At 68.3% G+C, this 12,285-nt stretch carries 10 protein-coding genes and 1 pseudogene; 8 read left to right on the top strand and 3 right to left on the bottom strand.

The genetic code is table 11. From position 1 onward, the window contains the following. Window positions 1-12 precede the first annotated feature (12 nt). Together U1872_RS09500 and U1872_RS09495 are read left to right on the top strand one after the other, a co-directional pair. Window positions 13-285, top strand: a complete 273-nt coding sequence (locus U1872_RS09500) for a type II toxin-antitoxin system Phd/YefM family antitoxin (protein ID WP_332792632.1) — start codon at window positions 13-15, stop codon at window positions 283-285. After that, complete coding sequence (locus U1872_RS09495; RefSeq protein WP_332792631.1) at window positions 282-692, top strand: type II toxin-antitoxin system VapC family toxin; 411 nt, start codon at window positions 282-284, stop codon at window positions 690-692. The genes U1872_RS09500 and U1872_RS09495 overlap by 4 nt, the downstream gene beginning before the upstream one ends. A gap of 8 nt (window positions 693-700) precedes the next feature. Here U1872_RS09495 and U1872_RS09490 read toward each other — a convergent pair whose 3' ends face one another. Both U1872_RS09490 and U1872_RS09485 read right to left on the bottom strand, forming a co-directional pair. After that, window positions 701-2,254, bottom strand: coding sequence for a Y-family DNA polymerase (locus U1872_RS09490; RefSeq protein WP_332792630.1), 1,554 nt, complete (start codon window positions 2,252-2,254; stop codon window positions 701-703). A 413-nt stretch (window positions 2,255-2,667) separates the two neighbouring features. Beyond that, entirely contained in the window at window positions 2,668-3,372 is a 705-nt protein-coding gene (locus U1872_RS09485) for an ImuA family protein (RefSeq protein ID WP_443025366.1), read from the bottom strand. A gap of 248 nt (window positions 3,373-3,620) precedes the next feature. Between U1872_RS09485 and U1872_RS09480 the strand changes: the two genes are divergently transcribed. The 3 genes and pseudogenes from U1872_RS09480 (at window position 3,621) to U1872_RS22860 (ending at window position 7,398) form a co-directional block, all read left to right on the top strand. Continuing rightward, the gene (locus U1872_RS09480; protein WP_332792628.1) at window positions 3,621-4,919 is read left to right on the top strand and encodes a thiamine pyrophosphate-dependent enzyme; all 1,299 of its coding nucleotides are present in this window, start codon (window positions 3,621-3,623) and stop codon (window positions 4,917-4,919) included. Between the two features lie 172 nt (window positions 4,920-5,091). Then, on the top strand, window positions 5,092-6,099 hold the full coding sequence (locus tag U1872_RS09475; protein ID WP_332792790.1) for an alpha-ketoacid dehydrogenase subunit beta: 1,008 nt from the start codon (window positions 5,092-5,094) through the stop codon (window positions 6,097-6,099). Then, window positions 6,099-7,398: pseudogene (locus U1872_RS22860) on the top strand (dihydrolipoamide acetyltransferase family protein). The gene U1872_RS09475 and the pseudogene U1872_RS22860 overlap by 1 nt, the downstream one beginning before the upstream one ends. An 8-nt stretch (window positions 7,399-7,406) precedes the next feature. Here the strand turns inward: U1872_RS22860 and U1872_RS09460 are convergent. After that, window positions 7,407-7,700 (bottom strand): hypothetical protein, encoded by a 294-nt coding sequence (locus U1872_RS09460; RefSeq protein ID WP_332792625.1) that lies wholly within the window; start codon window positions 7,698-7,700, stop codon window positions 7,407-7,409. Window positions 7,701-8,153: 453 nt separating this feature from the next. Between U1872_RS09460 and U1872_RS09455 the strand changes: the two genes are divergently transcribed. The 3 genes from U1872_RS09455 (at window position 8,154) to U1872_RS09445 (ending at window position 12,231) form a co-directional block, all read left to right on the top strand. After that, window positions 8,154-8,849 carry a response regulator gene (locus U1872_RS09455; protein ID WP_332792624.1) on the top strand — a complete coding sequence of 232 codons (696 nt, stop codon included), beginning with the start codon at window positions 8,154-8,156 and terminating at the stop codon, window positions 8,847-8,849. Beyond that, a complete protein-coding gene (locus U1872_RS09450; RefSeq protein ID WP_332792623.1) occupies window positions 8,846-10,435 on the top strand; it encodes a sensor histidine kinase in 1,590 nt (529 codons plus the stop codon). Before U1872_RS09455 ends, U1872_RS09450 begins: the two co-directional genes overlap by 4 nt. Window positions 10,436-10,641: 206 nt before the next feature. Continuing rightward, window positions 10,642-12,231: a cisplatin damage response ATP-dependent DNA ligase gene (locus U1872_RS09445; protein ID WP_332792789.1), complete on the top strand. Its 1,590-nt coding sequence runs from the start codon at window positions 10,642-10,644 to the stop codon at window positions 12,229-12,231. Window positions 12,232-12,285: the final 54 nt, after the last annotated feature.

Genomic DNA, 12,285 nt, shown 5'->3' with positions numbered 1-12,285 from the left:
GGAGCGACGGCGATGACGAAACAGATCGGCGCGGCGGAATTCAAGGCCAAGTGCCTGGCGATTCTCGACGAGGTCCAGGCGAGCGGCGAATCGATCACCATCACCAAGCGCGGCAAGCCGGTCGCGACGGTGTCGGCCGTGGCCGAAAAGACCGCCCCCGTGGCGCGCTTCGGCATGATGAAAGGGTCGGTGACATGGGCGCCCGGAGTCGACCCTACCGCGCCGGTCGATCCCGACTGGGAAGCGGAGTGGGAGGCTAACAATCCTGCCGAGCTGTATCGGTGATCCTGTTCGATACGCACGTCCTGATCTGGTTCGCGGATGGCGATCCGCGACTCGGGAAGGTGGCGGCAAACACCGTGGCCGACGCGATCGGATCGGGGGAGGCGCTCTTTGCTGCGATTAGCATGTCGGAAATCGGGATGCTCGTCGCGCGGCGGAACCTGACGCTCGCCATGCCACCCGAAATATGGATCGAGCGATTGGTCGAGGTGGGGCTCGTCATTGCCGACATGACTCGCCAGATCGCATTGGACGCAGGAAGCCTGCCGCGCGAAATTCACGGCGACCCGTGCGATCGGATCATCATGGCGACCGCGCGGGCTTACAATTGCCCGTTGCTCACCGCCGATACGCGCTTGCTCGATTATGGCCGCGAGGGACGCCTGAAGGCGATCGACGCGCGGCGTTGAGCCGCGGCTCATCCGAACGATCCGTGCATGAACCAGGCAAGGTCGCCTGTCTCTTTGCGCTCGCCATCGCCGCGGCGGAACAGCCAGTAGCGGTGCCCGGCCTCGTCCTCGACCTGAAAATAGTCGCGCACGCTGTCGCGCTCGGTCGAGCGCTTCCACCATTCGCCGAGGATCCGCTCGGGGCCGTCGGCGCGCACAACGCGGTGCGCGGTGCCGCGCCAGGTGAAGCGCTTGGGCGGCTGGTCAGGCAGTTCGGCGAGCACATGGTCGAGCAACTCGGGGCGATGCAGCAGCCGCACCGGGCGCGGCCAGCGCGTATCCCACGGGTGGAGCGCAAGCGAGCGATCGAGCTGGCGGACGTCGTCGGGCTTGAGCGCGGCGGTGGCGCGCGCCGGCGGATCGAGCGGCGGTGCGGCGGCGATCGAGCGTTCGGGTACATCGCTCTCGATCGGCACCGTGCGCCACAAGGCTTGCATCCCGATGCGGTTGGCGAGCGTGTCGATCAGCGGCGCTAGATCGGGCGCCTGCTCTTCGAGCGTCTCGGCGAACGCCTCGGCGCCGAGCGGATCGGCGCGGCGAACGTGGAGCGCGAGCGCGTCGATGCCATAGCCCGGCGCAATCTCCTCGATCCGCCGCAGCGTCAGCCGCAACAGATGCGCGCCGTCGCGCGTCGGGCGGGCGAGGCCGATCCGCAGTCGCTGCGGCACGCCGTCGATCCGGTCGGCGACGAGCTCGACCGCGCGCGCGCCCAGGCCAGCCTCGGCGAGCGCGGTGACGAGTCGCGGCATCAGCTGGCCGAGCCAATGCGCGATCGCTTCGGCGGTGGCGATCGGTTCGGCGAAGCGCTGCACCACGCCGATCGGCTCGGGCACGGGAACGGGGTCGAGCGGTTCGGGCAGGCGCCCGGTCGCCTGGTCGAGCCGCGCGACGAGTGCGCCGCCGAAGCGCCGCGCGAGCGGCGCGCGGGGGCGCGCGGCGAGCTGCCCGATCGTCTCGATGCCGAGCCGCTTGAGCAGCTCGATCGCACGCGGTTCGAGCCGGAGCGCGCGGGTCGGGAGCGCGGCGAGCGCGTCGATCTGCGCGGCGGGCGGGCAGACCAACGCCCCGTCACCCCCGCTTCTGCGGGGGTGACGGGAGGGCTGCGCGGTGGAGATCGCAAATCGTGCGAGCGCCCACGCCGCGCCCGGCGTATCGGCGATCGCGACGCGCGCGGTGAAACCATGGCGCGCAAGGATCCGCACCATCCGCCGCGCCATCTGCGCCTCACCGCCGAACAGATGTGCAGTGCCGCTGATGTCGAGGAACAGACCGTCCTCGCCCGACAGCATCACCACCGGGCACCACCGCCGCGCGGCGAGCGTCGCCAGGCGCAGCAACGCGGCGCGGTCGCCCTCCGGGTCGGCCGGGCGGATGTCGAGCTCGGGCACCAGCGCGCGGGCCTGGGTCACCGCCATGCCCGGCGCGAGCCCGAGCGCACGGGCGGCGGAGCAGGCGGCGGCGATGACGATCTGGTTGCCCGATTGGATGCTTGTGATGCGGGGCAGGGGGGGCGGTTCTGCCACACCGTCATTCGTCAGCCCGGCCTTGTGCCGGGGCCCACCCGTCACCGCATCCCGCCGCGTGAGCGGAGGTGTGGACCCCGGCACAGGGCCGGGGTGACGGAGGGGGGTAGCAACATGCGCTGCCGCTTTTCCTCCCCTCCCTTCTAGGGAGGGGAGGCACGGCGCGCCCGACGCTGCCCGCCCGCGCATCCCGCAGCGGCGTCCGCCCTTCGTCAGGCGGCATCGCCTTGAACGGATGCGGCGCAGCTTCGCTCACGCGTCCAGCGCTGCGATGGCGAGCGTTCGCATCGAGTTCCCCGCTCCGCGCCCAGCGCGCACCCGGCCGCCAGCCGCCACCGCGCGGCACCGAGCAGGCCACCGCCTGCTCGCGCGCGACCACCTCGGCGAGACCCTGAGGATCTACGCTGGCGCCCTCAAGCGGCGCGGCTGAGCGCTCGGCCTGCGCCAGCCGTTCGATCGACCAGTCGGGCAGGTAGAGCGAGGCGACCCGTTTCATCGCATGCCTCCATCATCCATTCGGCGGAGTCGCCGCCGCGTTGGCGGACCAGCTCCACCTTCCACCGCGCGCGCCCGACCCCCGCATCGCCGACCGGCAGCGGAGCCGAGGCTGCCGACGCGATCCGCCAGCGCGTCATCGCCGCCGAGGGGACCGCGAGCGGATTGCCGCCCTCCCGCGCATGCCGTTTCATCAGCAGCGCGATCGTCTTCCCGCCCTCGGCCGCGAGCTGCAGCCGCCGCGTATTCGGCATCGCCGCGCGCTTCACTTCTCCCACCACCGCGCCGAGCCCGCGATGCCGCAGACCCTCCTCCATCAGCGCGAGCAGTTCGGCATCGTCGGCTGCCTCGGCATAGATCAGCCGCCCCGGCGCGAGCCCCGCCTGGTAGAGCCCAGGCGCGAACAGGTCGCGCCGCCGCACCACCCACAGCACCGGACCCCAGGCGCGCGCCGCGATTCCCGCCATGAACAAAGTCGCCGCCGCATCGTCCGACGGGGCGGGGCTCGCGGCGGAAATCTCGTGGAGCGAATCGAGCCGCAGTCCGCCCGGCGCGAGCCGCTCGTCGATCGGCGCGATCCCGAACGGCAGCACCGGGCGCCGACGCAGCCCGTCGCTTTCCACCTTCTTGAGGCTTTCGCGAAGCTCGGCGATGATGGCAGGACAGGACACGGGCACGACTCACTTGAAGCATCGTTCCTATTTTGTTCTCTTTGCCGCATCAGAGTCAAGCTGGTCCGTCACCCCGGCGCGACGGGTCGTCGCATTCCGTGCCAAACGCCCCCTCGCCAAGCGCGTTGAAATTTTATAACAAGGCTGAAAGAACGATTCCGCTGTCGGTCACAAAGCCAGGCACGCGTTGTGGAGAGTATATGGCGACCGACCGAGTCCCCGATCATTTGAAGCCCAATCTTGCGCCGTTGTCGCTCTACGTCCCCGAGCCCAAGTTCCGGCCGGGCGATGCGGTCGATTTCACGCAGGTGCCGATCCCGCCCGCCGGCCAGGCGCGGCGGCCCGATCCTGCCGATGCGGCCGATACGTTCATCGATCTCGCCTTCGATCTCGTCCGCGTGCTCGACGACGAAGGCCAGGCGGTCGGCCCGTGGAATCCGCGTCTCTCGCCCGATACGCTGCGCGCAATGCTGCGCAGCATGGCGCTGGTCCGCGCGTTCGACGAGCGCATGTTCCGCGCGCAGCGCCAGGGCAAGACGAGCTTCTACATGAAGTGCACCGGCGAGGAGGCCGTCTCGGTCGCCGCCGCGCATGCGCTCGATTACGAAGACATGTGCTTCCCGTCGTACCGCCAGCAGGGCCTGCTGATCGCGCGCGGCTGGTCGATGGTGGACATGATGAACCAGATCTATTCGAACACCGCCGACCGGCTGCAGGGCAAGCAGTTGCCGATCATGTATTCGGTGAAGGAAGCGGGCTTCTTCTCGATCTCGGGCAACCTTACCACGCAATATCCGCAGGCCGTCGGCTGGGCGATGGCGAGCGCCGCCAAGGGCGACACGCGGATCGCCGCGACCTGGTGCGGCGACGGATCCACCGCCGAGGGCGATTTCCACTCGGCCTGCACCTTCGCCAGCGTCTATCGCGCGCCGGTGATCTTCAACGTCGTCAACAATCAGTGGGCGATCTCGAGCTTCTCGGGCTTTGCCGGCGCCGAGTCGACGACCTTCGCGGCGCGCGCGGTCGGCTATGGCATCGCCGGCCTGCGCGTCGACGGTAACGACGCGCTCGCGGTCTATGCCGCAACGCTGTGGGCGGCCGAGCGCGCGCGGACCAACCAGGGGCCGACGCTGATCGAGCATTTCACCTATCGCGCCGAGGGCCATTCGACCTCGGACGATCCGGGGCAATATCGCTCGGCGGGCGAGCCGACCGCCTGGCCGCTCGGCGATCCGATCAAGCGCCTCAAGGACCATCTCATCGCGCTCGGCGAGTGGGACGAAGACCGCCATGCGGCGCAGGACAAGGAGCTCGCCGAGCAGGTCAAGGCCGCGCAAAAGGAGGCCGAGACCAACGGCGTGCTCGGCCACGGCCTGCACCAGCCGCTCGATACCTTGTTCGACGGCGTGTTCGAGGAAATGCCGTGGCATTTGCGCGAGCAGCAGGCGCAGATGATCGCCGAGGAAACCGCCAGCGGCCGTCCGTGGGCGCGCAAGTGATGGGTGCCCGGCTAAGCGGCGCAGCCAAAACGTTTTTCTTTTTCCTTCGTGGCTTTGTGGCTTTGTGTGAGCCAAAATTTCTCACACAAAGCCACAAAGACACGAAGAAGGTTTTTAAAGCCGCAAGTGCGGCGGGTGCAGCAGCATGACCGACACACCAGATTCCACTCGCATGAACATGATCCAGGCGATCAACTCCGCGATGGACGTGATGATGGGTCGCGACCCCGACGTGATCGTGATGGGCGAGGACGTCGGCTATTTCGGCGGCGTGTTCCGCGCGACCGCCGGGCTCCAGGCGAAATACGGTAAGACCCGCGTGTTCGACACGCCGATCAGCGAATGCGGCATCATCGGTGTCGCAGTCGGGATGGGGGCGTACGGCCTGCGCCCTGTGCCCGAAATCCAGTTCGCCGATTACATCTACCCCGCGCTCGACCAGTTGGTCAGCGAGGCGGCGCGGCTGCGCTATCGCTCGGCGGGCGAATTCACCGCGCCGATCACGGTGCGCTCGCCCTTCGGCGGCGGCATCTTCGGCGGGCAGACGCACAGCCAGAGCCCGGAAGGGATCTTCACGCACATTTCGGGCGTGAAGACGGTGATCCCGTCGACTCCGTACGACGCCAAGGGCTTGCTGATCGCGGCGATCGAGGACAATGATCCGACGATCTTCTTCGAGCCCAAGCGGATCTACAACGGCCCGTTCGACGGCCATTGGGACAAGCCGACGCAGAACTGGTCGCAGCATCCTGCCGGCGACGTGCCGACCGGCTATTACAAGATCGAGCTTGGCAAGGCCAAGGTCGTGCGCCCCGGCGAGGCGCTGACGGTGCTCGTCTACGGCACGATGGTGCATGTCGCGCTCGCGGTGATGGAAGAGGCCGGCGTCGATGCCGAGGTGATCGACCTGCGCACGCTGGTGCCGCTCGACATCGCGACGATCGAGGCGTCGGTCAAGAAGACCGGGCGCTGCATGATCGTCCACGAAGCGACGCGCACCTCGGGCTTCGGTGCCGAGCTGTCGGCGCTGGTGCAGGAGCGCTGCTTCTACCATCTCGAGGCCCCGATCGAACGCGTGACGGGCTTCGACACGCCGTACCCGCACAGCCTCGAATGGGCATATTTCCCGGGCCCCGTCCGCATCGGCGAGGCGCTCAAGAAGATCATGAAGGACGCATAATGGCGCGTTTTACGTTCAAGCTGCCCGACATTGGCGAGGGCATTTCCGAGGCCGAGATCGTGGCATGGCACGTCGCGGTCGGCGATCGGATCGAGGAAGACCAGCAGGTCGCGGACATGATGACCGACAAAGCGACGGTCGAGATGGAGTCGCCGGTGTCGGGCGTGGTGATCGAGCTTGCGGGCGAGGTCGGCGACCAGGTGTCGATCGGCGCGGCGCTGGTGGTGATCGAGACCGATGCGGTGGAGTTTGGGGCTGAGGAAGCGCCGGCTTTGCGCGATGATGCGCCGGCTGAACTGAAGGCGGCGCCTGCGTCGGCCGAACAGGTCGAGGTTGCGCAGCAATATGAGGCGGAGAACCCCGGCGTCGAGGAGGTGCAGCCTTCTTCTCCCTCTCCCCTCCGGGGAGAGGGAGCAGCAGGAGAAGAGGGCGCTTGCCTCCCCGGCCGTGCGTGCGCGCGCGGCGGATCTCGGCATCGACCTCGCGCAGGTGAAGACCGAATCTGATCGTGTCCGCCACAGCGATCTCGACGCCTTCCTCCGCTACGGCAGTGGCCAGGGCTATCACACCCCCCACGCCAGCAACGCCCGTCCCGATGAAGCGATCAAGGTCATCGGCATGCGCCGCCGCATCGCCGAGAACATGGCCGCGTCGAAGCGTGCGATCCCGCACTTCACCTATGTCGACGAAATCGACGTCACCGCATTGGAAGCGATGCGCGCCGATCTCAACGGCGCGCGCGGCAACCGCCCCAAGCTGACGATGCTGCCGTTGATGATTGCCGCAATCTGCAAGACGATCCCGGCCTTCCCGATGATCAACGCGCGCTATGACGACGAAGCCGGCGTCGTCACCCGCCACGGCGCGGTGCACCTCGGCATGGCGACGCAGACCGATGCGGGGCTCACCGTCCCCGTCATCCGCGACGCGCAGGACCGCAACGTGTGGCAGCTCGCCAGCGAGATCCTGCGCCTCGCCGAAGCTGCGCGCGCCAACAAGCTGACCCCGCAGGAAATGGGCGGTGGCACGCTGACCGTCACTTCGCTCGGCCCGCTCGGCGGGATCGCGACGACGCCGGTGATCAACCGCCCCGAAGTCGCGATCATCGGGCCGAACAAGATCGTCGAGCGCCCCGTCTTTGCCAAAAATTCTCAAGGGGGCGATGAGATCGTCCGCGCCAAGCTGATGAACCTGTCGATCAGCTGCGATCACCGCGTCGTCGACGGCTGGGATGCGGCAAGCTTCGTCCAGGCGCTCAAGCGCTATCTGGAGACGCCGGTGCTGCTCTTTGCCGACTGAGCGCCCGGCTACAGCGTCGAGCGGCCGCGCCCGCGCCGCTTGAGCGCGCCGGCGTAGGCCGGCGGGACAAGCGCCGGCGTCGCGCTGGGCGCCTCGCCGCGCAGATTGACCGTGACCGTTGCCGCCCCGAACAGGCTCTGATGATCGCGGACTTCGGCAAAGCACGCGCTCATCGTATCGTGGCGCAAGCCGCACGCCACGATATCATCGGCCTCGTCGATGCGACGCCATGTCCATTCCGACAGCGTCGGAGATGTTTCCGAGGAAACCAGTAGCACTTCGTAGCAAATCGTGTTCGGCATGACAGGGCAACGGCCAGTGTCTCCACTGCTGTCCTTAATATAAAAGTTAATAACATGGATTAGACGATGAGCTGCGATATCCTATGAACCTGGCCGGGCAATAGTGTCGCTTCAAAGCGACGTCGAGATGGTATTTACAGGGCTCACCGATCGGCGCTATTTGGTAAATAGACGTAGAACGTAGGCGCGATCTTCACTGCCATACCGCTTTTCGACTGTCCTCGACTTGAGTGTCGGCAGGGAGGCTGCATTCAGCGTCGCGGAATGATGGCACGTCGCGCCGCGTGCCCAAGACCGCCCGAAACAGCCGTGGACAGTGAAAATTTCGAACTCTCGGTACGGCGTTCGCAGGTCCTGCATCAATTCTTCACATGGCGTTGATGCGCGCTCGATGGCAGCGCGCTAGCCGTTGTCGCGCCACGATGCGTTGACCGCCGCGGCACCGGAGTGCCTATGTCTGCCATGAGCCATATCCTGATCGTCGACGACGACCCGCATATTCGCGAACTGCTCGCCTTCGCGCTGGGCAAGGCCGGCATGAGCGTCGCCGAAGCGATCGACGGCGAGGATGCGCTCGCGGCGATCGCGCGGCGGATGCCCGATCTGATGGTGCTCGACATCAACATGCCTCGCTTGGGCGGGCTCGACCTGTGCCGTCGCCTGCGCGCCGACGGTGGCGCGGCGGCGGCCTTGCCGATCCTCTTCCTGTCGTCGCGCGACGATGCGATCGACCGGATCGTCGGGATCGAGATCGGTGGCGACGATTATGTCGTGAAGCCCTTCTCGCCGCGCGAAGTGGTCGCCCGCGTCGGCGCGATCTTGAAGCGCGGAGCGGTCACGGCGGCGGCGGGACCACGGATCGTCGCGCACAATCGGCTGACGCTCGACACCGAGGGGTGGGAGGCGTGCTGGGACGGCGCCCCGGTGCCGCTGACTGCGACCGAATTCCAGTTGCTGCTGTTGCTCGCGACGACGCCGGCGAAGGTCTTCTCGCGCGATGCGATGATCGACCGGCTGCACGGCCCGGGTTTCGCGATCACCGACCGCACGATCGACAGCCACATCCGCAATCTGCGTGGTAAATTCCCGGGGGTCGATCTCGTCCAGACGCGCGCCGGGATCGGCTACCGCATCGGCGCCTGCGGGTGATCGCAGCGCTCAAGCGCCTGGCCAAGGCGCATTGGCCGCGGCTCCATTTGCGCGCGATCCTGTTCGGCACGCTGCTGTTCGTCGCCACGCTGCCCGGGATCGCCGCGCTGTCGCTGCGCGTCTACGAGAATACGATCGTCCAGCAGACCGAGTCCGAACTGATCGCGCAGAGTGTGGTGCTGGCGGCGGCCTACAAGGCGGCATGGCGCGCCGGCCTGCCTGCTACGGGCTCCCATTCGGCAGCGCCGCCGCTCGCCGCAAAGCCGCCGGGGATCGATTTGCGGACAATGTCCGTGCTCGCGCGCGCACCGCGCGGGCTCGCGGCCGGGCCGGCCGACGCGCAGGCGGTGCGGGTCGCCGCGCAATTGCGTCCGATGGTCAGCGAGGCGGTCGCCGTCACGCAGACCGCGACGCAGCTGCTCGACGCGCGCGGTATCGTCGTGCTGGGCGACGATCGCGGAACCAGCTACGCGGCGCTCGCCGAAGTGCGCGCGGCGCTCGCGGGGCGGACCGCGACGGTGCTGCGCGAACGCAGCGCCGCCGAGATGGCCGACTGGCGCGCGATGCTCAGCCGTGCCTATGCGATTCGCGTCCACCACGCCCGCCCGGTGATCGCCGATGGGCGGGTGATCGGCGTGGTCCTGGTGAGACGCAGTCCGCGCGGACTGTTCATCGGCATCTGGCAGGACCGCTATGCGATCCTGCTCGGCGCCGGCGCGATCTTCCTGACCCTGCTGGTGCTGGCGGGGCTGCTCTCGCGCGGGATCGCGCGGCCGATCGCCGCGCTCGCCCGTGCCAGCAACGAGGTCGCGCGCGGCGTGCCGGTGATGCCCGAGACGCCGGTCACCGCGGCGATCGAGATCGCGACGCTCTACGACAATTTCCGCGCGATGGCCGAGCGGATCGAGCGCCGCTCGCGCTATCTGCGCGATTTCGCCGCGGCGGTGAGCCATGAATTCAAGACGCCGCTCGCCGGGATCCGCGGCGCGCTCGAACTGCTCGGCGACCATGGCGCCGAGATGCGCGACGACGAGCGGCGGCGCTTCCTCGACAATGCCAGCGCCGACGCCGATCGGCTGGCGCGGCTGGTGCAACGCCTGCTCGACCTGGCGCGCGCCGACATGGCGACGATCGAGGCCGACGCCCGCGCCGACGTCGTCGCGGCGGCGCGGCGCGTGGCGGATTCGTTTCGCTCGGATCGGCTGGCGATCGCGGTCGTCGCCGCAGCGGTGCCGCCGGCGCGCGTCACCGCCTCGGCGATCGAGACGATTCTTGAAACGGTGGTCGAGAATGCGCGTCAGGCCGGCGCGAGGCAGGTGACGATCACGCTGGCGGCCGAGCCCCAGACCGAGACCGAGTCCGAGCAGGGCGTGACCGTCACGATCGCCGACGACGGTCCCGGCATCGCACCGGCTGATCTTGCACGGATCTTCGAACCCTTCTTTACCGGGCGCCGCGCGGAGGGCGGTGCCGGGCTGGGCCTGGCGATCGCCCGTTCGCTGCTCGCCGCGAGCGGCGGCACGATCGTCGCCGAGGCGGTGCCGCGCGGCGCACTGGTGCGGATCGTACTGGCGCGGGCGGTCTAGCGGCGGCGAGGCGTGGGCTGAACCATCACTCCCGTTCGCCCTGAACCTGTCGAAGGGCACCGCTCCACACGCGATCGCCGAGCCTGTTGCGGGCAGGGCGTCGACGCGCCCAGCCAGAGGGCCAGTTCGACCTGACCACAATGCGTATCGCGTCGCCAGGGACCATGCTGGCGGAACCTGTCGCGCGCGCCCATGTTCTTCCAACGATGCGCGCCTTTGCCGACCTCCTCGACCGGTTGATCTACACGCGCTCGCGCAATGCGAAGCTCAAGCTGGTCGTCGACTATCTGCGCGCCACGCCCGATCCCGATCGCGGCTGGGCGATGGCGGCGCTGACCGGCGAGCTCGACCTGCCTGGCGTCAAGCCGGCGGTGATCCGCACGCTGATCGAGCAGCGCGTCGATCCAGTGCTGTTCCGGATGAGCCGCGACTATGTCGGCGACACCGCCGAGACGGTCGCCTTGCTGTGGCCGACGCCGCCGGTCGCGCCCGATCCCGAGCCCCTGTCGATCGCGCAGGCGGTCGACCGGCTATCGGCGCTGTCGCGCTCGGATACCCCCGCGGCGCTGGCCGCGATGCTCGACCGGCTCGATTCGGATGAGCGCTTCGCCTTGCTCAAGATGGCGACGGGCGCTTTGCGCATCGGCGTGTCGTCGCGGCTCGCCAAGACCGCGCTCGCGCAAGGCTTCGGGCTCGATGTCGAGGCGGTCGAGGAAGTGTGGCACGGCATTCCCCCGCCCTACACCGCGCTGTTCGCCTGGGCCGAGGGCACCGGCGCGCAACCGACCACCGCCGATGTGCCGGTGTTCCGCCCGTTCATGCTGGCGCACCCGCTCGAGGATCTGCGCGTCGATCTCGCCGACTATGCCGCCGAGTGGAAATGGGACGGGATCCGCATCCAGATCGTCCATGTGGCGGGCGAGACGCGGCTCTACAGCCGCACCGGCGACGACATCACCGCGAGCTTCCCCGAGGTCGCGCGCGATTTCACCACGCCGGGCGTGCTCGACGGCGAGCTGATGGTGAAGGGCGACGCACAAGGGGCGGCGACCGAGGAGGGCGGGGCGGCGAGCTTCAACGCGCTCCAGCAGCGGCTCGGGCGCAAGATCGTCTCGGCCAAGATGCTCGCCGAGGCGCCGGCCTTCGTGCGGCTCTACGACATCCTGTTCGATGGCGAGGAGGATCTGCGCGCCCTGCGCTGGGACGAGCGGCGGCCGCGGCTCGAGGCGTTCGTCGCGCGGCTCGATCCCGAGCGCTTCGATCTCAGCACCGTCATCGTGGCCGAGGATTTCACCGCGCTCGAAGGCATCCGCGCCGGCGCGCGCGATGCGGCGATCGAGGGGATGATGCTCAAGCGCCGCGATTCGCCGTATCTCGGCGGGCGCAAGACGGGCTTGTGGTACAAGTGGAAGCGCGATCCGCTGACCGCCGATTGCGTGATGATGTACGCGCAGCGCGGGAGCGGGCGGCGCTCGTCTTTCTATAGCGACTATACTTTCGGCTGCTGGACCGAAGACGGCACCTTGCTTCCGGTCGGCAAGGCCTATTCGGGGATCACCGACGAGGAGCTCAAGCAGCTCGATCAGTTCGTGCGCAACCATACCACCGGCCGCTTCGGCCCGGTGCGCGAGGTCGAGAAGACGCTGGTGCTCGAGATCGCGTTCGATTCGATCCACGAGTCGAAGCGCCACAAGTCGGGCGTCGCGATGCGCTTCCCGCGCATCGCACGGATCCGCACCGACAAGCCCGCGGCCGAGGCCGACACCGTTGCCGCGCTCAAGCGGATGATCACCTGACCCCTCGACACCGCCCCCGCAGCGGTTAGGCTGCCCGCAAAAACCCAGGGGGGA

The sequence above is a fragment of the Parasphingomonas frigoris genome (genome assembly GCF_036663815.1).
Taxonomy (GTDB): domain Bacteria; phylum Pseudomonadota; class Alphaproteobacteria; order Sphingomonadales; family Sphingomonadaceae; genus Sphingomonas.
Note: the sequence above shows the minus strand (reverse complement) of the source record. Positions and strands in the feature narration are given on the sequence as shown.